Source organism: Pseudomonas sp. NY11955 (assembly GCF_048068035.1).
GTDB lineage: Bacteria > Pseudomonadota > Gammaproteobacteria > Pseudomonadales > Pseudomonadaceae > Aquipseudomonas.
The window spans coordinates 47,918-72,616 of record NZ_JBLUPS010000023.1; the positions used below are offsets into that span (position 1 = coordinate 47,918).

24 protein-coding genes are annotated in these 24,699 nt (G+C 61.8%); 21 read left to right on the forward strand and 3 right to left on the reverse strand.

Annotation, left to right across the window (positions count from 1 at the left end; translation table 11 throughout):
* Positions 1-38: 38 nt before the first annotated feature.
* From hmpA to ACNFBR_RS27620, 17 genes are all read left to right on the forward strand, one after another.
* A complete protein-coding gene (gene hmpA / locus ACNFBR_RS27540) occupies positions 39-1,217 on the forward strand; it encodes an NO-inducible flavohemoprotein (RefSeq protein ID WP_416737667.1) in 1,179 nt (392 codons plus the stop codon).
* A gap of 607 nt (positions 1,218-1,824) precedes the next feature.
* Positions 1,825-2,331 carry a disulfide bond formation protein B gene (locus tag ACNFBR_RS27545; protein ID WP_416737668.1) on the forward strand — a complete coding sequence of 169 codons (507 nt, stop codon included), beginning with the start codon at positions 1,825-1,827 and terminating at the stop codon, positions 2,329-2,331.
* Positions 2,332-2,890: 559 nt separating this feature from the next.
* Positions 2,891-3,832, forward strand: a complete 942-nt coding sequence (gene cyoA / locus ACNFBR_RS27550; RefSeq protein WP_416737669.1) for a ubiquinol oxidase subunit II — start codon at positions 2,891-2,893, stop codon at positions 3,830-3,832.
* A gap of 3 nt (positions 3,833-3,835) precedes the next feature.
* Positions 3,836-5,854, forward strand: a complete 2,019-nt coding sequence (gene cyoB / locus ACNFBR_RS27555) for a cytochrome o ubiquinol oxidase subunit I (RefSeq protein WP_012270559.1) — start codon at positions 3,836-3,838, stop codon at positions 5,852-5,854.
* A 3-nt stretch (positions 5,855-5,857) separates the two neighbouring features.
* The gene (gene cyoC, locus ACNFBR_RS27560) at positions 5,858-6,484 is read left to right on the forward strand and encodes a cytochrome o ubiquinol oxidase subunit III (RefSeq protein ID WP_012051225.1); all 627 of its coding nucleotides are present in this window, start codon (positions 5,858-5,860) and stop codon (positions 6,482-6,484) included.
* On the forward strand, positions 6,484-6,816 hold the full coding sequence (gene cyoD / locus ACNFBR_RS27565) for a cytochrome o ubiquinol oxidase subunit IV (protein ID WP_012270560.1): 333 nt from the start codon (positions 6,484-6,486) through the stop codon (positions 6,814-6,816). Before cyoC ends, cyoD begins: the two co-directional genes overlap by 1 nt.
* Positions 6,817-6,827: 11 nt before the next feature.
* Positions 6,828-7,715: a heme o synthase gene (cyoE, locus tag ACNFBR_RS27570; protein ID WP_012270561.1), complete on the forward strand. Its 888-nt coding sequence runs from the start codon at positions 6,828-6,830 to the stop codon at positions 7,713-7,715.
* A gap of 333 nt (positions 7,716-8,048) precedes the next feature.
* Complete coding sequence (gene alaC, locus ACNFBR_RS27575) at positions 8,049-9,257, forward strand: alanine transaminase (RefSeq protein ID WP_416737670.1); 1,209 nt, start codon at positions 8,049-8,051, stop codon at positions 9,255-9,257.
* A gap of 113 nt (positions 9,258-9,370) precedes the next feature.
* Complete coding sequence (locus ACNFBR_RS27580) at positions 9,371-10,498, forward strand: hypothetical protein (protein ID WP_416737671.1); 1,128 nt, start codon at positions 9,371-9,373, stop codon at positions 10,496-10,498.
* 126 nt (positions 10,499-10,624) lie between these two features.
* Complete coding sequence (locus tag ACNFBR_RS27585; RefSeq protein ID WP_016501425.1) at positions 10,625-11,008, forward strand: YkgJ family cysteine cluster protein; 384 nt, start codon at positions 10,625-10,627, stop codon at positions 11,006-11,008.
* A 438-nt stretch (positions 11,009-11,446) separates the two neighbouring features.
* The gene (locus ACNFBR_RS27590; protein WP_416737672.1) at positions 11,447-11,902 is read left to right on the forward strand and encodes an REP-associated tyrosine transposase; all 456 of its coding nucleotides are present in this window, start codon (positions 11,447-11,449) and stop codon (positions 11,900-11,902) included.
* 358 nt (positions 11,903-12,260) lie between these two features.
* Entirely contained in the window at positions 12,261-12,824 is a 564-nt protein-coding gene (locus ACNFBR_RS27595) for a GNAT family N-acetyltransferase (protein WP_012270565.1), read from the forward strand.
* 56 nt (positions 12,825-12,880) lie between these two features.
* The gene (locus tag ACNFBR_RS27600) at positions 12,881-13,408 is read left to right on the forward strand and encodes a sigma-70 family RNA polymerase sigma factor (RefSeq protein WP_416737673.1); all 528 of its coding nucleotides are present in this window, start codon (positions 12,881-12,883) and stop codon (positions 13,406-13,408) included.
* Positions 13,405-14,376 carry a FecR family protein gene (locus ACNFBR_RS27605; RefSeq protein ID WP_416737674.1) on the forward strand — a complete coding sequence of 324 codons (972 nt, stop codon included), beginning with the start codon at positions 13,405-13,407 and terminating at the stop codon, positions 14,374-14,376. Before ACNFBR_RS27600 ends, ACNFBR_RS27605 begins: the two co-directional genes overlap by 4 nt.
* A 76-nt stretch (positions 14,377-14,452) precedes the next feature.
* Entirely contained in the window at positions 14,453-16,978 is a 2,526-nt protein-coding gene (locus ACNFBR_RS27610; RefSeq protein WP_416737675.1) for a TonB-dependent siderophore receptor, read from the forward strand.
* Between the two features lie 65 nt (positions 16,979-17,043).
* Complete coding sequence (locus ACNFBR_RS27615; RefSeq protein WP_416737676.1) at positions 17,044-17,583, forward strand: hypothetical protein; 540 nt, start codon at positions 17,044-17,046, stop codon at positions 17,581-17,583.
* Positions 17,584-17,603: 20 nt separating this feature from the next.
* Complete coding sequence (locus ACNFBR_RS27620; protein ID WP_416737677.1) at positions 17,604-17,990, forward strand: lysozyme inhibitor LprI family protein; 387 nt, start codon at positions 17,604-17,606, stop codon at positions 17,988-17,990.
* 207 nt (positions 17,991-18,197) lie between these two features.
* Here the strand turns inward: ACNFBR_RS27620 and mnmH are convergent, their stop codons facing one another.
* Together mnmH and selD are read right to left on the reverse strand one after the other, a co-directional pair.
* Complete coding sequence (gene mnmH / locus ACNFBR_RS27625) at positions 18,198-19,307, reverse strand: tRNA 2-selenouridine(34) synthase MnmH (protein WP_416737678.1); 1,110 nt, start codon at positions 19,305-19,307, stop codon at positions 18,198-18,200.
* Positions 19,307-20,341, reverse strand: a complete 1,035-nt coding sequence (gene selD, locus ACNFBR_RS27630) for a selenide, water dikinase SelD (RefSeq protein ID WP_416737679.1) — start codon at positions 20,339-20,341, stop codon at positions 19,307-19,309. The genes mnmH and selD overlap by 1 nt, the downstream gene beginning before the upstream one ends.
* A 138-nt stretch (positions 20,342-20,479) precedes the next feature.
* Here selD and ACNFBR_RS27635 point away from each other — a divergent pair, with 138 nt between their 5' ends.
* From ACNFBR_RS27635 to phnE, 4 genes are read left to right on the forward strand one after another with little or no spacing between them, the layout of a single operon-like run.
* On the forward strand, positions 20,480-21,334 hold the full coding sequence (locus tag ACNFBR_RS27635) for a putative selenate ABC transporter substrate-binding protein (protein ID WP_416737680.1): 855 nt from the start codon (positions 20,480-20,482) through the stop codon (positions 21,332-21,334).
* Positions 21,331-22,140, forward strand: a complete 810-nt coding sequence (locus tag ACNFBR_RS27640) for a phosphonate ABC transporter ATP-binding protein (RefSeq protein WP_416737681.1) — start codon at positions 21,331-21,333, stop codon at positions 22,138-22,140. Before ACNFBR_RS27635 ends, ACNFBR_RS27640 begins: the two co-directional genes overlap by 4 nt.
* Complete coding sequence (locus tag ACNFBR_RS27645) at positions 22,134-22,961, forward strand: PhnE/PtxC family ABC transporter permease (RefSeq protein ID WP_416737682.1); 828 nt, start codon at positions 22,134-22,136, stop codon at positions 22,959-22,961. The genes ACNFBR_RS27640 and ACNFBR_RS27645 overlap by 7 nt, the downstream gene beginning before the upstream one ends.
* On the forward strand, positions 22,958-23,725 hold the full coding sequence (gene phnE, locus ACNFBR_RS27650) for a phosphonate ABC transporter, permease protein PhnE (RefSeq protein WP_416737683.1): 768 nt from the start codon (positions 22,958-22,960) through the stop codon (positions 23,723-23,725). The genes ACNFBR_RS27645 and phnE overlap by 4 nt, the downstream gene beginning before the upstream one ends.
* A gap of 14 nt (positions 23,726-23,739) precedes the next feature.
* Here the strand turns inward: phnE and ACNFBR_RS27655 are convergent, their stop codons facing one another.
* The gene (locus ACNFBR_RS27655; RefSeq protein WP_416737684.1) at positions 23,740-24,627 is read right to left on the reverse strand and encodes a bestrophin family protein; all 888 of its coding nucleotides are present in this window, start codon (positions 24,625-24,627) and stop codon (positions 23,740-23,742) included.
* Positions 24,628-24,699 lie beyond the last annotated feature (72 nt).

Below are 24,699 nucleotides of genomic sequence, written 5' to 3' on the forward strand. Positions count from 1 at the left end.
GGCAGTCATTCGAAGCCACAGGCTCAGGAGTTGTTGCAATGCTCAATGCCGAACAACGTGCAATCATCAAAGCCACTGTACCCCTGCTGGAAAGCGGCGGCGAAGCGCTGACCACTCACTTCTACAAGATGATGCTCAGCGAGTACCCCGAAGTGCGGCCGCTGTTCAACCAAGCGCACCAGGCCAGCGGCGACCAGCCGCGCGCCCTGGCCAATGGCGTGCTGATGTATGCCCGCCACATCGACCAACTGGAGCAACTGGGCGGCCTGGTCGGGCAGATCATCAACAAGCATGTTGCCCTGCAGATTCTGCCGGAGCACTACCCGATCGTCGGTAGCTGCCTGCTGCGCGCCATCGAGGAAGTGTTGGGCAAGGAAATCGCCACCCCTGCAGTGATCGACGCATGGGGCGCGGCCTATGGCCAGCTGGCCGACATTTTGATTGGTGCTGAAGAAAACCTCTATAAAGAGAAGGAAGAGGCCGAAGGGGGCTGGCGCGGTACCCGTGAATTCCGCCTGGCACGCCGCGAACAGGAAAGCAGCGAGATCGTCTCGTTCTATTTCGCCCCGGTGGATGGCAAGCCGGTGCTCAAGGCCGAGCCTGGCCAGTACATTGGCCTCAAGCTGGACATCGACGGTGCCGAGCAGCGCCGCAACTATTCCCTGTCGGCGCTGTGCGATGGCAAGCAATACCGGATCAGCGTCAAGCGCGAGGCCGGCGGCAAGGTCTCCAACTACCTGCACGACGAACTGGTGGTGGGCGATACCCTGCAACTGTTCCCGCCGGCGGGTGACTTTACCTTGGCAGCCAGCGACAAGCCGCTGGTGCTGATCAGCGGTGGTGTAGGCATTACCCCGACCTTGGCAATGCTGCAAGCCGCGTTGCAAACCCAGCGCGAGGTGCATTTCATTCACTGTGCGCGTAACGGCGCAGTGCATGCCTTCCGGGACTGGATCGATGGCCTGGCGGCGCGTCATCCGCAACTCAAGCGCTTCTACTGCTATGCCGAGCCGCAAGGTGGCGCTGCAGCTGATGCCGTGGGCTTGCTGAGCGAAGACCTGCTGGCCGAGTGGTTGCCGCCAGAGCGTGATGTGGATGCCTACTTCCTTGGCCCCAAGGCGTTCATGGCAGCGGTCAAGCGCCAGTTGAAGGGCTTGGGTGTGCCGGAGCAGCAGAGCCGTTATGAGTTCTTCGGGCCGGCGGCTGCCTTGGAGTGATGGCCTGGCTGTACCGCACTTTCTTGATGCCTATATATAAAGGAAGGGGAGTGTGGTGGGGCTTGGAGGTGTAGGCCTTGAGTTTTCAAGGGCCTGTGAGATCGAGCGCCGCCCGCGCGGCGCTTCGCAGCACAAGGCTGCTCCCACATCTGTTTCGGGCCAGTAACGCCTGCGCCAACGCGCGCGACCGCCTTGTTCATCCGGCACGGTATCGCGGTGGACACCAAGGGGGCGCGCGCTGGTGCCCCAGGAATAATTGGCCCGAAACAAACTGTAGGAGCAGCCTTGTGCTGCGAAGCGCCGCGCGGGCGGCGCTCGATCTCACGCGCGACACATGGCTTGAGCCATACCGACTTAATCCCCCTTTAATCACGGTATCCTTCACTCCCGGGTGTCGAGGGGCTTGCCCCTGCGCGGCACTCGGGCAGCCGCTTTTTTGCTGCCCGGCGTTGAACCGACGTCGTTGCGGCCGGTCTCAGCCTCACCGGATAGCCCTGCGCAGTGTCATCACACCGCCTCCTCGGCATGCTCACAGGCCCTGCCCAGCGTGTAGACTTGCGCCCAGGCAGGCGGACCACGCTGCCACTATCCATCGAAGGAACCGGCAATGAACGAACAAACATCGCGCCTGAATCGGGAACGGCGCTTTCTGGTGCTGTTGGGCCTGATCTGCCTTGCGCTGATCGGTGGCGCCCTCTACATGCAAGTGGTGCTGGGCGAGGCACCCTGCCCGTTGTGCATCCTGCAGCGCTATGCGCTGCTGTTCATTGCCTTGTTTGCCTTCATCGCAGCGGCGATGCCTGGGCGTCGCAGCCTGACCTTCTTCGAAGCGCTGGTGGTGCTCAGTGCCATTGGCGGAATCGTTGCGGCTGGCAACCATGTGTATATACTCGCCAACCCCATGGTCAGTTGCGGTATCGATACCCTGCAGCCAATCGTGGATGACCTGCCGCTGGCCAAGCTGTGGCCGCTGGCGTTCCAGGTCGACGGCTTCTGCAGCACGCCGTACCCGCCGATCCTCGGCCTGTCGCTGGCGCAATGGGCACTTGTGGCGTTTGTGCTGACCGCTGTCCTGGTTCCGTTCGGGATCTACCGCAACCGACGCCAGGCTTAGACAAAAGTCCCGAATTGCATGGGGTCTTTTACACCCCGTGAGAAGAGGGAAAAGTTGCGCACCGCTTGATCCAGATCAACCTCTAGGCCTTGCAGAATGCGGCTTTGAGACCTAGCAAGCGGGGTGCGACAAACTGTCGCGAAGTTGAATTATTGAGCAGCATTGTTACGTATTCTGTAAAAGACTGTTGCTCAATAAGTCATAGTCAAGGGTTGGCGACCTATCTACAATCGCCCCCAATTTCCGTTCGGCACTGCTTGCGAGTCGCAGGATTGAAGGAAGCCCCAGCGCTCCTTTTTGCTGACTTCGTCAAGTTTCGCCCAACGGCGATACCGGGCGGATACCCCTCCGCGTTTTCCCGCACCAAATGGACTTGGTCTGAAGTACAGGCCTGTTGCCTACGAAACCATAAGCACCGTTAACCCGCTTGAAGCCAAGGTCCTGCAGTCGGACCCCAGGCAGGAGCGAGTACGGGCGCGAAATGCCTCACTTGGCAGGACGAAGTGTTGGCTACCAAAACACAAATTGCATTGAAGCAAGCTGATCTAGAGGTCGTGAGATGAGTAAAAAGCGTTACCCCAGACTGTTTGGCATATTGCCCTTTTTAGGCATGCTTTTACTCAGTGGGTGCAACTGGACCCTGCTCGACCCGAAGGGCCAGGTCGGCATTGAGCAAAAGAACCTGATCCTGATCGCTACCGGCCTGATGCTGCTGGTGGTAATCCCCGTCATCATCATGACCTTGGCGTTCGCCTGGAAGTACCGTGCTTCCAACAAGGCAGCCACCTACACCCCTGACTGGTCGCACTCGACCAAGATCGAGGCCGCGGTGTGGATCATCCCGATCCTGATCATCATCGCCCTGGGTTACGTCACCTACCACTCCACCCACAAGCTGGACCCATACCGTCCACTGGATTCCGATGTGAAGCCGGTGCAGATCGACGTGGTCGCGCTGGACTGGAAGTGGCTGTTCATCTACCCGGAGCAGGGCATTGCCACGGTCAACAAGATCGTCTTCCCGGCTAACACCCCGGTCAACTTCCGCGTCACTTCCGACGCCGTGATGAACTCGTTCTTCATCCCGGGCCTGGGCGGCCAGATCTACGCCATGGCCGGCATGACCACCAAGCTGCACCTGATCGCCAACGAAAACGGCGAGTTCGACGGTATCAGCGCCAACTACAGCGGTGCTGGCTTCACCGGCATGAAATTCAAGGCTACTGCCACCACTCAGGAAGACTTCGACAAGTGGGTCGCCGAGGTCAAGCAGTCGCCGAAGAAGCTGGACAAGGCCGAATACGACGCCTTGGCCAAACCAAGCGAAAACAACCCAGTCGCGCTGTATAGCGAGGCTTCGCCTGAGCAGTTCCAGCTGATCGTCGACAAGTACGAAGGCATGAACCGCGGCCGTAGCCACGAAGAAGCAGGCAGCAAAGATCTGGCCACAACCAAGGGTGTGGAATCGAGTATGCAACCAGCTGCCGGTGCAGAGGAGTAAGAGATGTTCGGTAAACTAAGCCTGGAGGCGATACCCTATCACGAGCCGATAGTCATGGTGACGCTTGCCATGATCGCGCTCGGCGGTATCGCTGTCGTCGGTCTTATCACCTATTTCCGCAAGTGGACCTACTTGTGGAGCGAGTGGCTGACTACTGTCGACCACAAAAAGATCGGCGTGATGTACATCATCGTCGCGATGATCATGCTGCTGCGCGGCTTTGCCGACGCCATCATGATGCGTACCCAGCTGGCTGCCGCAACTGGTGGCTCCGAAGGCTACCTGCCGCCTGAACACTATGACCAGATCTTCACCGCTCACGGTGTGATCATGATCATCTTCATGGCGATGCCGTTCTTCACCGGCCTGATGAACCTGGCGGTTCCTCTGCAGATCGGTGCACGTGACGTTGCCTTCCCGTTCCTGAACTCCCTGAGCTTCTACCTGCTGCTGGCAGGCGTGCTGCTGGTCAACATCTCGCTGGGCGTTGGTGAATTCGCCAAGACCGGCTGGGTTGCCTATCCGCCTCTCGCGGGCATTCAGTACAGCCCTGGGGTGGGTGTCGACTACTACATCTGGGCGCTACAGCTATCCGGATTGGGTACGACGCTTACCGGCGTGAACTTCCTCGTCACCGTGATGAAGATGCGCGCACCTGGCATGAAGCTGATGGACATGCCGATCTTCACCTGGACCTGCACCTGGGCCAACGTACTGATCGTCGCTTCGTTCCCGATTCTGACCGCTGCACTCGCACTGCTGACTGTTGACCGTTATCTGGACTTCCACATTTTCACCAACGAGCTTGGTGGGAACCCGATGATGTACGTCAACCTGTTCTGGGCGTGGGGTCACCCTGAGGTTTACATCCTGATCCTGCCGGCCTTCGGCGTGTTCTCGGAAGTGACTTCGACGTTCTCTGGCAAACGCCTGTTCGGCCACCACTCGATGATCTACGCATCGGGCGCGATCGCCATCCTGGGCTTTGCGGTATGGCTGCACCACTTCTTCACCATGGGTGCCGGCGCCAGCGTCAACACCTTCTTCGGCCTGGCGACGATGCTGATCTCCATCCCGACCGGTGTGAAGCTGTTCAACTGGCTGTTCACCATGTACCAAGGCCGTGTGCGCTTCACCGCACCGATGCTCTGGACCCTGGGCTTCATGGTCACCTTCTCCATCGGTGGCATGACCGGCGTACTGCTGGCCGTTCCGGGTGCTGACTTCGTTCTGCACAACAGCCTGTTCGTTATTGCGCACTTCCACAACGTGATCATCGGTGGCGCGGTATTCGGCTACATCGCCGGTTTCGCCTTCTGGTTCCCGAAAGCCTTCGGCTTCACCCTGAACGAGAAGTGGGGCAAAGCTGCCTTCTGGTTCTGGCTGTCGGGCTTCTACGTTGCGTTCATGCCGCTGTACGCCCTGGGCTTCATGGGCATGACCCGTCGTCTGAACCACTCCGACAACCCACTGTGGGAACCCTACCTGTACGTAGCCGTTGTCGGCGCCGTGCTGATCCTGTTCGGTATCGCTTGCCAGCTGATCCAGCTGTACGTATCGGTTCGCGACCGCAACCAGAACCTGGACGTGACCGGCGACCCATGGGGCGGCCGTACCCTGGAATGGTCGACTTCGTCGCCACCACCGTTCTACAACTTCGCCCACATGCCTGAGCAGGTTGGCCTGGATGCATGGCACGAAACCAAGGAAACCGGTAAGGCTTACAAGCCGGCGACCAAGTTCGACGCCATCCATATGCCAAGCAACACCTCGACTGGTCTGTTCATGGGCCTGTTCCTGACCGTCTTCGGCTTTGCCTTCATCTGGCACATCTGGTGGCTGGTTGGTGCAAGCCTGGTTGCAACCATCGCTGTCTTCGTTCGCCACGCTGCACGTGACGACCAGGGCTACATGGTTCCGGCCGAAGAAGTGGCGCGCATCGAAGGCGAGCGTATGAAAGCGCTGGCCAAAGCAGGTGCTCTGCCTGCCGGCGCACGTGTCGAATCGTTTGAGCGGGTGTAATCAATGTCCAGTCAAGTAATGCACGGCGGCGCTGCTCATGGTCACGACCATGGGCATGACGACCACCACCACGACTCGGGCCAGATGACCGTACTGGGCTTCTGGCTGTACCTGATGACCGACTGCATCCTGTTTGCGTCGCTCTTCGCCACCTACGCGGTGCTGTCCGGCAGTTTTGCCGGCGGCCCGTCGGGTCATGACATCTTCCAGCTCGATTTCGTAGCTGTTGAAACGCTGTTCCTGCTGCTGTCCTCGATCACCTTCGGCTTCGCTATGCTGAAGATGTTCGATGGCAAGAAAGCGGGTGTACTGGGCTGGTTGGCCGTGACCTTCCTGTTTGGTGCAGGCTTCATCGCGATGGAAATCTATGAATTCCATCACCTGATCAGCGAAGGCTTCGGCCCGCAGCGCAGTGGCTTCCTGTCGGGCTTCTTTGCCCTGGTAGGTACCCACGGTCTGCACGTGACTGCTGGTCTGATCTGGATGGCAATCATGATGTACCAGATCAACAAGCACGGCATCACGCCGACCGCCAAGACCCGCATGAGCTGCCTGAGCCTGTTCTGGCACTTCCTGGACGTGGTCTGGATCTGCGTATTCACCGTCGTTTACCTGCTGGGAGTTCTGTAATGGCTAACGCACACGACACTCATCACGAAGGTAACCACGGCAGCGTCAAGTCGTACATGATCGGCTTCGTACTGTCGATCATCCTGACTGCGATCCCGTTCGGCCTGGCCATGACCGCCAGCCTGCCGAAGAACCTGACCGTTCTGATCATTGTTGCCATGGCCGTGATCCAGGTAGTTGTCCACCTGGTTTACTTCCTGCACATGGACCGCTCGAAAGAGCAACGCAACAACGTATCGACGTTCCTGTTCACCACTATGGTGATCGCTCTGCTTGTCGGCCTGTCGCTGTGGATCATGTTCAGCATCCACTTCGAAATGTTGGCCAAGTGAGGTAAGACTGCATGTCCGTTAAGCACTTTATCCAAATCACCAAACCGGGGATCATTTTCGGTAACGTGCTTTCCGTGGCAGGCGGTTTCTTCCTTGCCTCGAAGGGCCATGTGGATTTCGCCCTGTTCCTGGCGGTGGTGATCGGTACTTCGTTGGTGGTGGCGTCCGGATGCGTGTTCAACAACTGCATCGACCGTGACATCGACCACAAGATGGAGCGCACCAAGAACCGCGTCATGGTTCAGGGCGGCATGTCGCTGCCCCTCGCGCTGATCTACGCCACCCTGCTCGGGGTGGCGGGTTTCAGCCTGCTGTATGTTCAGGCCAACCCGCTGTCGGCGTTCTGCGCGCTGATTGGCTTCATCGTCTACGTCGGTTTCTACAGCCTGTGGCTGAAGCGTAAATCGGTGCACGGCACCTTGGTCGGCAGCCTGTCGGGTGCCATGCCTCCGGTGATCGGCTACTGCGCCGTTAGCAACAGCTTCGACCTGGCTGCGGTAACCCTGCTGGTGATGTTCAGCCTGTGGCAGATGCCGCACAGCTTTGCCATCGCGATCTTCCGCTTCAAGGATTACAGCGCTGCCAACATTCCGGTCCTGCCGGTGGCGCGCGGTGTTCTCGCGGCGAAGAAGCAGATCGTGCTGTACGTGCTGGCCTTCGTGCTCGCCACCTTGATGCTTACCCTCGGCGGTTACGCCGGCCTCGGCTACCTGGCCGTGGCAGCCGCCATGGGCCTGTACTGGCTGTACATGGCCTGGGGTGGTTACAAGGCCGAGGACGACAGCAAGTGGGCCCGCAAGGTGTTCGGCTTCTCCATCCTCACCGTCACTGCCCTGAGCGTGATGATGGGTGTGGACAGCCAGACCGCTGCGGACGTGCTGATGACCTACGCACGCTGATACTGCTGCCTGTTACACGAAAACCCCGGCCATGTGCCGGGGTTTTTTTTGGGTGTTTTTCCTGGGCTGGTCTCTTCGCGGGCAAGCCCGCTCCCACAGGTTCATCACAAGCTTGAGGGTTGTGATATGCCTGTGGGAGCGGGCTTGCCCGCGAAGAGACCGGCCATGAAAACATAAATCTCAGTTTTTCAAAAAATACATCTGAAAAAATATAACAAAACAGGAAATTGTCCTTTACATGAATCCTGTTTCGGCACTATCTTCTGATCCAGGCCGCCACATCGGCCAACGTCGCTCGGACGGTTCCGGGCGCTTACGTACTCAGAGGAAGCCATGGCCAACCCAGGTTCGCCGCGCCGCTTTGCGCGCATCGATCGTCTCCCCCCTTACGTCTTCAACATCACTGCCGAACTCAAGATGGCTGCCCGCCGCCGTGGCGAGGACATCATCGACCTGAGCATGGGCAACCCCGATGGCGCCACCCCGCCGCACATCGTCGAGAAGCTGGTGCAGGTTGCCCAGCGTGAAGACACCCACGGCTATTCCACCTCTCGCGGCATCCCGCGCCTGCGCCGGGCCATTTCCAACTGGTACAAGGAACGCTACGAGGTCGACATCGACCCGGAAAGCGAGGCCATTGTCACTATCGGTTCCAAAGAAGGCCTGGCCCACCTGATGCTGGCTACCCTCGACCAGGGCGACACGGTACTCGTGCCCAACCCCAGCTACCCGATCCACATCTACGGTGCGGTGATCGCCGGTGCTCAGGTGCGTTCGGTGCCACTGGTGCCAGGCGTGGACTTCTTCAACGAATTGGAGCGGGCGATCCGCGAGTCGATCCCCAAGCCGAAGATGATGATCCTCGGCTTCCCGTCCAACCCCACCGCCCAGTGCGTGGAGTTGGACTTCTTCGAGCGCGTGGTGGCCCTGGCCAAGCAGTACAACGTGCTGGTGGTACACGACCTGGCCTACGCCGACATCGTCTACGACGGTTGGAAGGCCCCGTCGATCATGCAGGTGCCTGGCGCCAAGGACATTGCAGTGGAGTTCTTCACCCTGTCCAAGAGCTACAACATGGCGGGCTGGCGGATCGGCTTCATGGTCGGCAACCCCGAGCTGGTCAGCGCCCTGGCGCGGATCAAGAGCTACCACGACTACGGCACCTTCACCCCGCTGCAGGTCGCGGCTATCGCCGCGCTGGAAGGCGACCAACAGTGCGTGCGCGACATTGCCGAACAGTACCGTCAGCGCCGCAACCTGCTGGTGAAAGGGCTGCACGAACTGGGCTGGATGGTCGAGAACCCCAAGGCGTCGATGTATGTGTGGGCGAAGATCCCGGAGCAATATGCGCATCTGGGTTCGCTGGAGTTTTCCAAGAAGCTGCTGGCCGAGGCCAAGGTCTGTGTCTCGCCGGGGATCGGCTTCGGTGACTATGGCGATGACCATGTGCGCTTCGCCCTGATCGAGAACCAGGACCGTATTCGCCAGGCGATTCGCGGGATCCGGCAGATGTTCCGGGCTGATGGGCTGATCAGCAAGTAGTTAATAGCGGGCCGCTTTGCGGCCCCATTTGTTCAGGTGAGAGCTTTCCGCCTGCATTCCATCGATCTGCCTCCCTATCTTCAGCACTCATTTCTCACTACAGAGATCAACAAATGAGTGTCTTCACCGCCTACTTCTGCGGCACCGGCTCCCACCGCTTCGACGACGCAAACCCCAACTTCTGGAATGGCGAGCTGGTCTCCACCCTAGCCAGCAACGATCAGGGCCGCGAGTTTGCCCACTGGATCGCCGTAGACGGCCCTGGCAGCGGCAACCTGCAGGATGACAACCTGTTCGTCGAGCCCGGCGGCTACTTCAACTGGACGGGCCAGCTGTTTGGCCGCGGCTGGGAAGAGAACGTCAACCACGTGTTGCAGGTGATCAAGGGCGAAAGCACCTGGCAGCGCACCAAGCTGAGCGAAGAAGAATACGAGCGGCTGAAGCACGCTGGCGTCCCCATCCCGGATGCTTCCTCCACCGCCTCCTGGTTCTGGCGCACCTATGACTACGGTAACCGTCACCCCACCCCGCAGGAGCTGCAGGAGCGCATTATCAGCATGTTCCGCAAGCCGCGCTTGCCAACCCAGGTCAACCTGGTGGGCTGGAGCAGGGGAGGGATCAGTTGCCACATGCTGGCCAATGCCATGGCACAAGACCCTGTATTGCGGGGCGTACCCGTAAACATATTTGCCATCGACCCTGTGCCTGGGGTCGGCAATGTGCAAAGCGAGCGCGTAACCCTGGCTGGGAACGTCAAAGAGTACGTTGGCTTCTACTCGCGGGATGAGCGTTCCAAGGGGTTTGCCTGCGTGATCCCGTCAGTTGCCCGTGGCACGCGGATCTGTGTTTACCCCATGCCGGGGCGCCATGCCACGCTGGTGGGTAATGCATCCGGCGATGGTGCGAGCGATGGCAAGTTGCTCAAGGAGCCGGGGCTGATCGTTCGCCACCTCGCCGAAATCTGCCTGACCCGCTGGGGCGTTCAGCTGGACAAGCGGCTGGCCTTGAGCGACGCACAGTTGATGGCGTATCACCAGGCCATGGCCGCTGCCGAGGGGCAGTACCAAGCCATGCGCAGCAAGTCCTACACCGTGATTACCGAGGGTGACAAACACGACCGGCTGGTGCATTGCGGCGAGGCCCGCATGGGGTTCAGCAAGGTGTGTGGCAATGACTATGACCCCACCGAGGGCCTGGCCTTGCAACGTTGGGATGCTGCTGCCTACAAGGCGTTGCGATAAACGAAACGGGCGGCCGGATCAGTGGCAATTTTTTTTGCAGGCGCCCTCTATCCAGCCGCCCCGAATTCGATTGAAAATGGCGCCGCGGGCCAGCCCCGATAACAACAACCTTCCCTCCGTGACATCATGTCTGAATATAACCCTTGCCTTGACTGCGGCGCCTGCTGCGGGTACTTCCGTGTGTCCTTCTTCTGGGGCGAATGCCAGTCTGCCGGGGGCGTTGTGCCGGACGACCTGGTGGTGCAGATCAACCCCACCCGCGTTGCCATGATCGGTACCGATGCCAAACCATGCCGCTGTGTCAGCCTTGAGGGCGAGATCGGCAAGGAAGTGGCTTGTACCATTTATGCCAACCGTTCCAGCCCTTGCCGCGAGTTCGAGGCGTCGTGGGAGGGCGGGGTGCACAACCCAAGCTGCGATGATGCGCGGGCGGCGTATGGGCTGCCGCCGCTGACCCCGCCGGGGGCGAACGAGCCGCATTGGCCGGATGATGGGGCTGAGGTGGCCTGATATTGCAAGGTTGCCAGTAGCGGCTGGCATGCGCATGTCGGAACGTTTGCGGGGATTTTGAGATCGAGCGCCGCCCGCGCGGCGCATCGCGAGCGAAGCTCGCTCCTACATTTGTTTCGGGCCAGTTATTCCTGTGAAGGTCGTGCGCGACCCATTTGTGCTTGACGCTATGTCGCGTCGTACAAACAAGGCGGTCGCGCACGTTGGCACAGGCTGCACTGGCCCGAAACAAATGTAGGAGCGAGCTTCGCTCGCGATGCGCCGCGCGGGCGGCGCTCGATTTGCGCACCACCACAAAAACCAAACCATGCCCCTGATGGCCTTGACCCAATCTCCAGCCGTGCAGCTGCAAGCACACACCCTGTAAACCTAATCCTCATCATCCTCAGTAGGCCATATCTATCCTTCCGGGACATATGTCTGCTCAAGGATGACCACATGCCCAACCCTCATGGTTGTCTGCTCCGCCGCGGACGGTGTTCAGAGCCTGGCCGACTCTACATGCTGACTTCGGTCACCTATCACCGTCGCCCATTGTTCCTGAACCTCCAGTTTGCACGCCTGGTAATTCGAAACCTTCGCCGGGCAGATCAGGAGCTCCATTGCCGGTCATTGGCCTGGGTCGTGATGCCTGACCATGTGCATTGGCTTATTGAGTTGAAAAACGTAACGCTGGGGACGTTGATGCAACGTTTCAAATCCCAATCCAGTCATGCTTTGCGCAAAGCTGGAGCAAGGGTGGTGCCCATCTGGCAGGCGGGTTATCACGACCGGGCTTTGCGTCATGATGACGGGGTGCTCAATGTTGCCAGATACATAATTGCCAATCCGATAAGGGCTGGGTTGGTCAGCAGGGTGGGCGATTATTCGCATTGGGATGCGGTCTGGTTGTGAATGAATGATCGCGCGGGCGCATGTCGAAAGTTTTGCGGTGGTTTTTAGATCGAGCGCCGCCCGCGCGGCGCATCGCGAGCGAAGCTCGCTCCTACATTTGTTTCGGGCCAGTTATTCCTGTGAAGGTCGCGCGCGACCCCTTTGTGCTTGACGCGATATCGCGTCGTACAAATAAGGCGGTCGCGCGCGCATGCCACAGGCGATACTGGCCCGAAACAAATGTAGGAGCGAGCTTCGCTCGCGATGCGCCGCGCGGGCGGCGCTCGATTTGTGCACCACCAAAAATCCCAAGCCATGCCCATCCACCCCTGCATGTAGTTAAACTGTCATCTCCCCAGCAATGGACAGGAGATCCGGCGTGACCCCACCCCGCAGTTTCCCCAGTGACCTCTGCCTCGACAGCCCGCGCCTGCAATTGCGCCCCATGCGCCACGCCGATGCCGCGCAGTGGCTGGCGATCATGGCCGACCCCGAGGTCATGCGTTATTGGCACCATGCCCCCTGGCAAGACCTGGCCGAGGCCGAAAGCGCCCTGGCCGCCGACCGCGAAGCCTATGCCAATGGCGACCAGCTCAAGCTCGGCATGTACCGCCGTGACAACGGCGAGCTGATCGGCATGGTCCAGCTGTTCAACATCGATGACGTATCGCGCCGTGGCGAAATCGGCTACTGCCTGGCCAGCGCCGTGCAGGGCAGGGGCTACATGGACGAAGCGTTGACCTGCTTCATCGACTACCTCGCCCACACCCTGCACATGCGCCGCCTTGAAGGCGAAATCGACCCACGCAACCAGGGCTCGGCACGCACCCTGGAACGCCAGGGCTTCGTGCTCGAAGGCACCTTGCGCGCGCGCTGGTGCGTGGCCGGCGAGCTGTCCGACTCGGGTATCTACGGGTTGTTGCTCGAACCACCTGTTGCATAGTCTTACGGCGAATAGCTACTATTCGGGAACAATTCTCACTTGTGTCCCGGTGCCCCATGCCCGTAGCCGACTCACCGAGCCCGTACCCGCTCGAACAGCTGTACAGCGAGCACCACGGCTGGCTGTTCAGCTGGCTACGGCGCAAGCTGCGCTGCTCCCACAGCGCAGCCGACCTTGCCCAGGACACCTTCGTGCGCATCCTGGCCTCGCGTGATGCCCTGCTGGGCATGCGCGAGCCTCGCGCCTACCTCAGTACCACCGCGCGCCGCCTGCTGATCGACCGGGTCCGCCGGCAGCAGATCGAAGAGGCCTACCTCGGCGAACTGGCCCTGGCGGCCGAGGTGCTGGAAGGGCATCAGTCCCCCGAAAGCATCCTCATCACGCTCGAGGCGCTGGAACAGATTGCCTTCCTGCTCGAAGGCCTGCATGTCAATGCACGCGAAGCATTCGTGGGTTACTACCTGGACGACCTGACCCAGCCACAGATCGCGCAGCGCCTGCAGATTTCCCCGCGTATGGTGCGCAAGTACCTGGCCCAAGCCCTGATTCATTGCCACCGCACGCTGGACATTGCCGCACCGTGAACCCGTCACGTATCGAGCAGGAGGCCGCCGAGTGGGCCCTGTGCCTGGGCGAAGGCGAATTGGCAGATGAAGAAGCGCGTGAGTTCGAGGCTTGGCTGCAGGCAGATCCCCGCCACGGCGCTACCTTGCGACGCATGCAGGGTGTCATTAGCCAGATGCAGGCCCTGCGCCAGCAACGCGGGCCGGTGGGCGCCGGGTTGCGCGCCGGCATGCAACCCTCGGCGCCACGCTCAGGGGCGCGGCGCACCTTGCTCGGCCTGGTGCTGGCGGCCTCGTTGCTGGGCGCCCTGCCGCTTGCCGGTGTATCGCCACGGGACTGGCTGGCCGACCTGCACACTGCGCCGGCCGAGTGGCACAGCGAAACCCTGGACGATGGCTCGCAGCTGACTTTGGCAGGTAACTCCGCCGTGGATGTCGAGTTCAGCGCTGGCGAGCGGCGTATCCGCCTGCGGCATGGTCAGGTGCTGGTGGATGTCAGCCATGACCCGACGCGGCCGTTCGTGGTGCAAACCGACGACGGCAGCTTCAAGGCCCTGGGTACCCGCTTCGTGGTCAGCCAAGGGAACGGGCGCAGCGAGCTGACCATGCTCGAATCCAGGGTCGAGGCGCGCAGTGCCGTATCCGGCGATCGGTGGCTGGCTGGGCGCGGTGAACGGGCCTGGGTGGCACGCGATGGGCTTGGCCCGCTGCCGGCCATCGACCCGGTGCGGGTGGACCGGGCCTGGCAGCAGCACCAATTGGTGGCCGAGGGCGTGCCGCTCGATCAAGTGCTTGACGCGTTGTCGCAACAACGGCGCGGCGTGCTGCGCTTCGACCGCCAGGCGATGCAGGCCATCAAGGTTTCGGCGGTACTGCCACTGGATGACAGCGAGCGCGCCTTGCGACTGCTGGCTGAGGCGCTGCCGATTCGCATCGGTGGTTTTGGCCGCTGGTGGACCACGGTCGACCCAGCGCCGCGAGAAAAATGATCAAGGTGGTTCCGCTTCTGTGCGCTGGCCCGTCAAACAAGAGGCCAACCGATCAAGAACAAGGAGCCGATTCACCATGCGCCGATTCCCTGGCCACCCCGTCCTCAGCCCGCTAGCCCTGGCCCTGCGCCTGTCCTGCGCCGGGCTGGCCCTATCCGTTGCGGCCCTGCCGGCCGTGGCCGAGGAGGCCGCCCGCCGTAGCTTCGATGTGCCTGCCGGCAACCTGGCCGAGGCCCTTGGCAGCTATGCCCAGCAAGCCGCTGTGTCGCTGGCTTTCACCCCTGAAGCGCTGGCCGGTTTGCAAAGCAATGGCCTGCATGGCCTGTATTCGGTGGACAGCGGTTTTGCCGTGCTGCTGGCCGGCAGTGGCTACCGGGTGGAGCGCAGCGACAACGGCTACCGGCTGGTGGCCGAGCCGCAGGCGGCCATGAGTGGTGACGCGATGGAATTGGGCGTGACCACCGTGGCCGGGCAAGGCATGGGCGAAAGTACCGAGAACACCGGCTCCTATGCGCCCGGTTTGATCAGCGTCGGCTCCAAGAGCCCCACCAGCCTGCGCCAGACACCGCAATCGGTGTCGACAGTGACCCGCCAGTTGATCGAAGACCAGCAGCTGACCGACATCAACCAGGCAATGAAAGTAACGCCGGGCATCGTCACCCAAAGCACCACCTTCCGCACCCAGGACTTTCTTTCGCGCGGCTTCAGCATCCAGAACCTGCAGATCGACGGCGCTGCACCACAGGCGTTGGGTACTGCGATGGGCTCGTTCTATTCGTCGAACATCTTCGAGTTGGCCGAGTTCGACCATATCGAGGTGCTGCGCGGTACTGCTGCGCTGTATGGCGGTTCAGGCGACCCGGGCGGCATCATCAACATGGTGCGCAAGCGGCCCACTGCCTACAACCAGCTCAAGCTGACCCTGTCGGCCGGCAGCTGGGACAACTACCGCCAGGAGTTCGACCTGTCCGGCCCGCTGGGCTGGGATGGCCGCCTGCGTGGGCGCTTGGTGATGTCCAATACCGACCGCCAGTATTTCACCGACAACCGCGCCACCGAGCGGCCGCTGGTCTACGGCGTGCTTGAAGCGGATGTTACCGACGACACCATGCTCACCTTCGGCGCCCGTTACAACAAGTCCCACGAAACCGGCAGCAACAGCGCGGTGCCGCGCTACAGCAACGGTGCTGATCTGAACCTGCCGCGGCACACTGGCCTGACCAAGAACTGGGCCTACCTGGATGCCACCGCGCGCGAGTACTTCGCCAAGGTCGACCACCGCTTCAACGACGATTGGAAGCTCAATCTCAGTTACACCAACACGTGGGACCTCGGGCTGTTCAAGACCGCCACCACCCTGAACGCGGTAGACCCGGTGACCAATACCGGCGCGACCTGGTACGGCACGTCGACCCGCCAGGAAAACGAGCAGCACCTGTACGACGCCAACGTGTCCGGGCACTTCCAGGCCTTTGGCCTGGACCACGAAGTGGTCTTCGGGGCCGACTACCAGAAGATCGACAGCCGTTGGCTGGGCACCGCGCCCTACGCTGCATCGGGTTCGCCGGCCAACGTGTTCGACCCCGACAGCTCGGCGTTCGACGACCCTGGCAACGGGCGTGACTACAAGCGTGACTACAGCCCCAATTCGCAACGCCAGTATGGTTTGTATGGCAGCCTGCGCCTGCAGCTGGCCGAGCCGCTGCACCTGATCGTCGGGGCGCGTGCCCAGCGCTTCCACTTCTGGCAGACCTACACCAATGCCTTGACCACTAATGTGTCCAGGACCAGCCCCGAGCAGCGCATTGGCACCAAGGTCACGCCGTTCGGTGGCCTGGTGTACGACCTGGACGATCAATGGTCGGCCTATGCCAGCTATTCGGAGATCTACCGGCCGCAGTCCAGCAAGATCAGCGGCCCCGCCGAAACCGGTACGGCGCTTGAGCCTATGACCGGAAAAACCTACGAGACCGGCCTCAAGGGCGAGCTGTTCAATGGTGCGCTCAATGCCAGCGTGGCGCTGTACTACACCACCCGCGAAAACGAAGCGGTCCAGGACCCGAACTTCCCGGCGAGTTTCGCCGGCTTCTCCGGTAGCTGCTGCTATGTGCCTAACGGTAAGGTCGTGAGCAAGGGCATCGACATGGAGCTGTCCGGCGAGCTGTTGCCAGACTGGATGCTGGTAGGTGGCTACACCTTCAACCTCAACCGCAACCGCAGCTCCGACGCCCCGCTGAGCACGGTAATGCCCAAGCACCTGTTCAAGCTGTACACCACTTACCGCCTGCCGGGCATCTTCAGCGACTTCAAGGTGGGTGGCGGTGTGCAAGTGCAAAGCGCTACCTACGCCACTGGTGAAGTCAACCGCTACGACAGCAGCGGCAAGCTGGTGCAACAGAACGTGCCCTTCGATTTCGACCAGAGCGGCTACGCCATCTGGAACGCCCTGGTCGAATACCGTGTCGACGACCATTGGAACGTCACGCTCAATGGCAACAACCTGTTCGACAAGAAGTACTACGAAACCGTGGGTACCTCGACCTACGGTAATTACTATGGCGAGCCACGCAACTTCATGGTGACCCTGCGCGGCACTTATTGAAGGTTTGGAAGCGGGGCAGGGCCTGGGTTAAGGTCGTAGCCTGTCCCGCTTCCCAGGTGTATCCCTTGCCCGTTTTCTACTTGAGCATCAGCCTGCTGCTGTATCTGCTCGCCCTGTTTTTCGATGGCGCGCTGATGAGCGGCGAGCGCCACATGCCAGCCTTGCAGATGCTGCTGTATGGGCCATGGGGCATGCCCTTCGGTTTGTACCAATGGTTCGCCAACCCGCTGCTGGCCCTGGCGGTTCTTGCCCACCGTCGGTTCCGCCGACTGGCCTTGCTGGCAGGGCTGGCAGCTGTCTATCTGGCCGCCAGCAGTTTCGGAATTGACCGCTTGCCGGACAACCAGAGCTACGCGTTTCATGAGCGGATCGGCTTTGGCGCCGGTTTCTATCTGTGGCTGACGGCAATGGTGGTGTTCTGCCTGGGTCAGGCCTGGCATTGCTGGAAGGCGCGCAGCGCCGACGACATGCCGGGCTGGAACTGGCTTGATGTGGCGTTGATCGCGGCGCTGGCCGTTGCGCTCTACTGGGCAACGCAGATACCGTCGCTGCGCTTCGAGCCGGACAAGGTGTTGATGCCGCCAGAACAGCCGCAGTCGCTTTGATACCCACAAGGAGGGTTAGCATGATCAAGCATTACCTGGCAGGCCTGGCACTGGCCTGCGTGCTGCCGCTGGCCGTGGCGGACGACTACACGGCGGCCTACGGGCAGTGCATGGACAAGGCTTCCAGCACGGTGGCCATGAGCGCGTGCATCAAGGCTGAAACGCAAGTTCAGGACCAGCACCTGAACCAGGTGTACAAGCAATTGATGGGCAAGCTGGAGGCCGGGCAGCAGAAGCGCCTGCGGGATGTACAGCGCACGTGGATAGCTTTCCGTGATGGCAATTGCCAGTTCCATGTGCAGGCCAGCGGCGGGACCATGGCGCAACTCGCAGGTGCTACCTGTGTAATGGCCATGACCCGCGACCGGGCTGCGGAGTTGGAACGGGTGCTCAGCCCGGGGCAGTGACGGCCTTTTCGCGGGCTGTGGGAGCAACTGTCTTGTGCTGCTTGTGCCGGCCTCTTCGCGGGCATGCCCGCTCCCACAGGGATTGCGCATGCCTTGAGGCAAGCACTGAACCTGTGGGAGCGGGCTTGCCCGCGAAGCATCCAACTCGGTACATGGCACCGGCTTTGCCGGTGTTCGCGGCGGTTCGACGCCTCGACAAGCCCGCTCCTACAGATGTTTGCGCAACGCTCGGGCCTTGAGGTACTCGCGCACTTCCACCGCGTCCCCGGCAAACTCGATACGCTCGGCCTTCGCTGCGCGTTGGTAGGCATACATCGGATCGTAGTACTCGTTCAGCAAGCCTTCGATCCAGCCCCGGTGCAGGTCCACCGCGCCACTGCGTAGCTGTTCTTCCAAGGCCAGGCGCAGGATTTCCGACAGCCGCTGATAGCGCTCGCCACCCAGGCGCTTGTAGATGTTGGCCATGCTTTGCAGCATGCGCTCGGCGAACAAGCGGCGGCCACCTTCCTCGCCATGCACGGCGATAAACTCGGCACTCAGGTTGACCACGTAGTCGCGCAAGATGCGTTCAACGCGGTTGGCAAAGCTGTCTTCAAGCCACACCAGCGGGTATTGCTGCATGCCCTGGTATAACGCCAGCGGCACGGTGCAGCTGCCAACAATGCGGCCTTCATCTTCCAGTACGAACTGCTCGCAGCCACGGGCGCGCTTTTTCAGCACATCGATGGCCAGCTGGTTTTCGAAATCGATCTGCGCCGGCTGCGCAGTGGCGCGCTTGCCGAAGCTGGAACCGCGATGGTTGGCGTGGCCTTCCAGATCGAGCACGTTGTCCAACTGGTGCAGCACATCGGTCTTGCCGGTACCGGTCAGGCCGCCCACCAGCACGAAATCGCATTGCGCCACCGCCTGCTGGGTGGTCTCCAGCAGGAAGGTGCGCATGGCTTTGTAGCCACCTTTCACGCGCGGGTACTGAATGCCCGCTTCATCGCGCAGCCAGCCCTGCACGATCTGCGAACGCAGGCCGCCACGGAAGCAGTACAGGTAGCCCTGCGGGTGAGCCTGGGTGAATGCCACCCAAGCGTCCATGCGTGCCTGTTTGGTGGTGCCACTGACCAGTTGGTGGCCAAGGGCGATGGCGGCGGCCTGGCCTTGCTGTTTGTAGCAGGTGCCGACCTTTTGCCGCTCCTGGTCGTTCATCAACGGCAGGTTGACCACGCCAGGGAACGCGCCTTTGGCGAATTCGACGGGGGCGCGCATGTCCATCATCGGCACGTCGTCGAGGAAAAGCTGACGCAAGTTGGTGCAGTCGGGGCGCATCAGATCACCTCGACCGCGTGGCTCTGTCGCTCGACCAGCTTGCCGATTGGCGACAGTTGCAGGCCCAGTTCGGCGGCCACTGAAAGGAACTCGGCTTCACCTTCGGGCGCGACGGCCACCAGCAGGCCACCGCTGGTCTGTGGGTCGCACAGCAGGTGCTTCTGCGCGTCGCTGATTGCGCCGATCTTGTGCCCGTAGCTGTCGTAGTTGCGCAAGGTTCCGCCGGGGATGCAGCCCTCGGCCAGGTAGTGCTCGACGCTGGGCAGGCGCGGTACGGCGGCGTAGTCCAGGTGCGCGGTGAGGCCACTGCCTTCGGCCAGCTCCACCAGGTGGCCGAGCAGGCCGAAGCCGGTGACGTCGGTCATGGCCTTGACCCCGTCGAGCTTGCCGAAGCGGCTGCCGGGGGTGTTGAGGGTGCACATCCAGTCGCGGGCCAGGCCCTTGTCCTGCTCGCGCAGCTTGGCCTTTTTCTCGGCGGTGGTGAGGATGCCGATGCCCAGAGGCTTGGTCAGGTACAGCCGGCAGCCTGCGCTGGCGGTGTCGTTGCGCTTGAGATGGCGCTTGCTGACCACGCCGGTGACGGCCAGGCCGAAGATGGGCTCGGGGGCGTCGATGGAGTGGCCGCCAGCCAGCGGGATACCGGCTTCGGCACACACCGCACGGCCGCCACGGATCACTTCGCGGGCCACTTCCGGTGGCAGCACGTTGACTGGCCAGCCAAGGATGGCGATGGCCATCAACGGATCGCCGCCCATGGCGTAGATGTCGCTGATGGCGTTGGTGGCGGCGATGCGGCCGAAGTCGTACGGGTCATCGACGATCGGCATGAAGAAGTCGGTGGTCGAGACCACGCCGCGCTCGTCGTCCAGCGCGTACACGGCCGCGTCGTCGCGCGAGGCGTTGCCGACCCACAGTTTCGGGTCCAGGGCCTGGGCACCGCTTTCGGCGAGGATCACGTCCAGCACTTTGGGGGAGATCTTGCAGCCACAGCCGGCACCGTGGCTGTACTGGGTCAGGCGAATCGGCTCGCTCATACGTACCTCAGCAGTCAAATTGTTGCGCGATTGTAGCAAAGCTGGCCTTTGGGCCTTTGCCTCTTATAATTCCCAATGTCGGCGGATTTGTCGGCGGATTTGTTGGCATTGTCCCGCTATTGAACCGGAGAACACCCCATGCTCAAACGCCCCCTGGCGCTCGCCGCCGGCCTCGTGCTGTCCTGCTGTGCCATTGCAGTTCAGGCCGCTGAAACTTTGCGGGTCAGCGCCATCCCCGACGAAGCACCGACCGAACTGCAGCGCAAGTTCAAGCCATTGGGCGAGTACCTGGCCAAGCAGTTGGGCATGGAGGTGAAGTTCGTACCGGTGGCCGACTACCCGGCGGTGGTCGAGTCGCTGGCCGCCGACCGCCTCGACCTGGCCTGGCTGGGGGGCTTCACCTTTGTCCAGGTGCACCTGAAGGACCCGACCGCCACACCGCTGGTGCAGCGTGAGCAGGACGCGCAGTTCACCTCCAAGTTCATCACTGCCAACCCCGACGTGAAAAGCCTGGCCGACCTGAAGGGCAAGTCGTTTGCCTTTGGTTCCATTTCGTCCACGTCGGGCAGCTTGATGCCGCGTTATTTCATGCTCAAGCAAGACAACATCAAGCCTGAAGAGTACTTCAGCCGCGTGGCCTATTCCGGTGCTCACGACGCCACCGTGGCCTGGGTACAGGCCGGCAAGGTCGATGGTGGTGTGCTCAATGCCAGTGTGTGGCAGAAGCTGGTGGATGCCGGCAAGGTCGATACCAGCAAGGTGAAGGTGTTCGCCACCACCCCGACCTACTTCGATTACAACTGGACCGTGCGCGGCAACATGGACCCGGCGCTGAAAGAAAAGATCAAGAAAGCCTTCCTTGGCCTCGACCCGGCCAACCCGGAGCACAAGGCGATCCTCGATCTGCAGGCCGCCAGCCGTTTCATTGAAACCAAGCCCGAGAACTACGTGGGCACCGAGCAAGCAGCACGCGAGGCCGGCCTGCTCAAGTGACAGCGTCGAATGTGGCAATCCATCTGCACGGCGCCAGCCTGCGCCATGGCCAAATACGCGCGCTTGAGGCGGTCAGCCTGCGCATCGAGCAGGGTGAGCGTGTCGCCATCATCGGGCCCTCGGGGGCAGGCAAGTCCAGCTTGCTGCACCTGATGGCCACGGCCGTACAGCCCAGCAGCGGGCGCCTGGAGCTGCTCGGCGAGCAGCCTTGGGCGTTGCCGGCAAGGGCTCGTCAGCGCCTGCGCGCGCGGGTTGGCCTGGTGCATCAGGCGCCGCCTTTGCCGCCGCGTCAGCGGGTGGTGACGGCGGTGCTGGCAGGCCGCCTGGGGCAGTGGGGTGTGCTGCGCGGTTTGCTCAACCTGCTGTACCCCAGCGATGTGCCGGGTGCACGCCAGGTTTTGGCCGAGCTGGGCCTGGCCGACAAGGTGTTCGTGCAATGTGGGCAATTGTCGGGTGGCCAATTGCAACGGGTGGGCATTGCCCGCGTATTGTACCAGCGGCCGCAGGTGATGCTGACTGACGAGCCGGTATCGGCCATGGATCCGGTGCTGGCCGACCACAGCCTGGCCTTGCTCAATCGGCATGCCCAGGCTAACGGCGTGACCCTGGTGGCGAGCCTGCATGCCGTCGAGTTGGCGCTGGCGCATTTCCCTCGGGTGATCGGTATTCGCGAAGGTCAGGTGGTATTCGACTGCCCGGCCCAAGCGGTTACCGAGCACATGCTGGAAGCGCTATACGCCAACGAACAACTGGCTTCGCCGCCAACCCAGGGGCCTACCCTGACTGTGCAGATCCCGAGATGTTGAGGGCCGATGCCCGCGACCCGGCGTCGTTGCCGCGGTTGTTGCTGGCCTTGCTGGCCGTGGCGGTGCTGTGGCCGGGTATCCAGTTGAGCGAATTGAACCCCTGGGTGTTATTGCAGGCAGACAACCGTCAGCAGATCGCCAGTTTCACCAGTGCCTTCTGGCCGCCGGCCCATGATGCCGATTTTATCGCGCTGTTGTATGAAGCCACGCTGCAGACCCTGGCCGTGGCCACCGCTGGCATGGCGTTGGCGTTGCTGCTGGCAGTTCCGGCTGGGCTGTTGGCTAGCCGCGCCTTGTCGTTGCGTGCCGCCTCCCGTGGTGGCCGCGCCGGGTTGTGGTCGCGCCTGTTGCGCCTGCCTGTGCGGGGCTTGCTGATTTTCTTGCGTAGCGTGCCGGAAATTGTCTGGGCGCTGCTGTTCGTGCGGGCCGTGGGGCTGGGGCCGACGGCGGGCGTGCTGGCTATCGCCATCACCTACAGTGGCATGCTCGGCAAGGTTTACGCCGAGATTTTCGAGTCGGTCGACCAGCGCCCGGCCCACGCGTTGTTGCAGGCGGGCAGTGGCCGGCTGGTGGCGTTTCTCTATGGCATCCTGCCCAATGCCGCATCCGAAGTGGTGTCGTACACCGTGTATCGCTGGGAATGCGCGGTGAGGGCTTCGGTGGTGATGGGTTTTGTCGGAGCCGGTGGGCTGGGGCAGCAGATCGACCTGTCGATGCGCATGTTCGCGGGTGCTGAGGTAGCCAGCATGCTACTGACGTTCCTGCTGCTGGTGATCCTGGCCGACTTGCTCAGCCGCCTGTTGCGCTGGAGGCTGGCATGAACCGGGTGATCAACCTGGTGCTGCTGGGGGCCATCGTGGCGGCGGTGGTGGCCTCGTTCACTTACCTGGAGCTGGACCTGCAAGCGCTGGTCGATAACGGCGGGCTGGGGCAGATGGGTGAATACGCCGGGCGCTTTTTGCACCCGGACCTGTCTGCCGGACACCTGAAGGCTGTGTGGCGCGGGGCGCTGGAGACCCTGGCCATGTCTGGCCTGGGCACTTTGCTGGCAATGCTGTTGGGGATGTTGCTGGCGCTGCCGGCGGCTGGCCGGTTCGGTTGGCCGTTGCAGGGCGCGGCACGGTTGCTGCTGAATGCCCTGCGCGCCATTCCAGAATTGGTATGGGCAGCGTTGACGGTACTGGCGGCTGGGCTTGGGCCCAATGCCGGTACCCTGGCCTTGGCGCTGCACACCGCTGGCGTGCTGGGGCGGTTGTTTGCCGAGGCCCTGGAAAATGCGCCGCCGGAGCCCGCGGCGGCGATCCGCTTGCAGGGCGGCAGCCAGGTGGCGGCATTCTGCTTTGGTACCTTGCCCAACTTGTGGCCGCAGTTGCTGGCCTACAGCTTGTACCGCTGGGAAAACAACATCCGTATGGCCAGCGTGCTGGGGTTTGTCGGGGCCGGTGGGTTGGGGCAGATGTTGTACACCACCCTGAGCCTCTTTCAGGAGGCTCAGGCCAGCACCGTGATCATCGGGATGCTGGTGCTGGTGTTGCTGGTGGACGCGTTGAGCGATGCGCTGCGCCAGCGTTATGTGCGGGCCTGACCAACAACCGGGCCCTAAGCCAACTCCCCACGCTGCGCCTCCCGCTGCATCGACTCCAGGTTGCGCTCGATCGTTTCACAAATGGTATCCATCTGAATCTGGTGTTCACTGAACCTGAACGGGCTCTGCAAATCAGTTCCGATCCTCTCGATAGCCAGCAGCATGAAGCCGACTACCGTCGACGCCAGGGGGGTGAACCAGCCCAGCGACTCCACCAGCCCCACCGGCACGATCAGGCAGAACAGGGTGATGAACAGCCGCGGAAAATACACATAAGGGTAGGGCAGCGGTGTGTTGGCAATCCGCTCCATGCCACCCTGGGCATTGGACAGGTCCACCAAGGTCGATTCCAGCCGCGCCAGGCGGATGCTGTCCAGCCGCCCGGCCTGGTATTCCCGGGCCAGCAAGGCCGCCGAGCCGCCGAGAATGTCATTGGCGAAGTTGTTCGAGCGGTTGCGCCGTTCGAACTCCGCTGGCGGGATGAAGGCCATCAGCTCGTCCGGGCAGCGTTCGCCTTTCAAGTGCGCCGCCAGGCAGTTCACATAGGCGATATGCCGGCGTAGCAGAGTGGCCTTGACCGGATTCAGGCCGTCATCCGGGTCATCGATCAGGGTCAGGGTTTGCCGTGCGAAGCTGCGCGAACCGTTCACCAGCGCCCCCCACAACGTGCGTGCCTCCCACCAGCGGTTGTAGGCGCTGCTGTTGCGAAAGCTCACCAGCACCACCAGCGCCGAGCCCAGCAAGGTCAATGGGATCAGCGGCAGGGTGAATTTGCTGTTGAAGAACAGCATGAAATCGATGGTGACCAGCACGTCCCAGATCAACAGCCAGAACAGCGACCAGCCGATGTAGCCGATGGTCTTCACGACCAGGCGGTACTTGCGGGTGATGATGTCTTTCACGCGGAGGGCCTCGAAACGCGGGGGGATGCAGGATCGGACGTCGAGGCAGGTGCATGGTTCGGTGCTATTCGT

What these genes read in the sequence shown, in the direction of transcription:
- hmpA (WP_416737667.1), top strand. Translation starts at nt 39, where the DNA reads ATGCTCAATGCCGAACAACGTGCAATCATCAAAGCCACTGTACCCCTG.
- ACNFBR_RS27545 (WP_416737668.1), top strand. Translation starts at nt 1,825, where the DNA reads ATGAACGAACAAACATCGCGCCTGAATCGGGAACGGCGCTTTCTGGTG.
- cyoA (WP_416737669.1), top strand. Translation starts at nt 2,891, where the DNA reads ATGAGTAAAAAGCGTTACCCCAGACTGTTTGGCATATTGCCCTTTTTA.
- cyoB (WP_012270559.1), top strand. Translation starts at nt 3,836, where the DNA reads ATGTTCGGTAAACTAAGCCTGGAGGCGATACCCTATCACGAGCCGATA.
- cyoC (WP_012051225.1), top strand. Translation starts at nt 5,858, where the DNA reads ATGTCCAGTCAAGTAATGCACGGCGGCGCTGCTCATGGTCACGACCAT.
- cyoD (WP_012270560.1), top strand. Translation starts at nt 6,484, where the DNA reads ATGGCTAACGCACACGACACTCATCACGAAGGTAACCACGGCAGCGTC.
- cyoE (WP_012270561.1), top strand. Translation starts at nt 6,828, where the DNA reads ATGTCCGTTAAGCACTTTATCCAAATCACCAAACCGGGGATCATTTTC.
- alaC (WP_416737670.1), top strand. Translation starts at nt 8,049, where the DNA reads ATGGCCAACCCAGGTTCGCCGCGCCGCTTTGCGCGCATCGATCGTCTC.
- ACNFBR_RS27580 (WP_416737671.1), top strand. Translation starts at nt 9,371, where the DNA reads ATGAGTGTCTTCACCGCCTACTTCTGCGGCACCGGCTCCCACCGCTTC.
- ACNFBR_RS27585 (WP_016501425.1), top strand. Translation starts at nt 10,625, where the DNA reads ATGTCTGAATATAACCCTTGCCTTGACTGCGGCGCCTGCTGCGGGTAC.
- ACNFBR_RS27590 (WP_416737672.1), top strand. Translation starts at nt 11,447, where the DNA reads ATGCCCAACCCTCATGGTTGTCTGCTCCGCCGCGGACGGTGTTCAGAG.
- ACNFBR_RS27600 (WP_416737673.1), top strand. Translation starts at nt 12,881, where the DNA reads ATGCCCGTAGCCGACTCACCGAGCCCGTACCCGCTCGAACAGCTGTAC.
- ACNFBR_RS27610 (WP_416737675.1), top strand. Translation starts at nt 14,453, where the DNA reads ATGCGCCGATTCCCTGGCCACCCCGTCCTCAGCCCGCTAGCCCTGGCC.
- ACNFBR_RS27620 (WP_416737677.1), top strand. Translation starts at nt 17,604, where the DNA reads ATGATCAAGCATTACCTGGCAGGCCTGGCACTGGCCTGCGTGCTGCCG.
- mnmH (WP_416737678.1), bottom strand. Translation starts at nt 19,307, where the DNA reads ATGCGCCCCGACTGCACCAACTTGCGTCAGCTTTTCCTCGACGACGTG.
- selD (WP_416737679.1), bottom strand. Translation starts at nt 20,341, where the DNA reads ATGAGCGAGCCGATTCGCCTGACCCAGTACAGCCACGGTGCCGGCTGT.
- ACNFBR_RS27635 (WP_416737680.1), top strand. Translation starts at nt 20,480, where the DNA reads ATGCTCAAACGCCCCCTGGCGCTCGCCGCCGGCCTCGTGCTGTCCTGC.
- ACNFBR_RS27645 (WP_416737682.1), top strand. Translation starts at nt 22,134, where the DNA reads ATGTTGAGGGCCGATGCCCGCGACCCGGCGTCGTTGCCGCGGTTGTTG.
- phnE (WP_416737683.1), top strand. Translation starts at nt 22,958, where the DNA reads ATGAACCGGGTGATCAACCTGGTGCTGCTGGGGGCCATCGTGGCGGCG.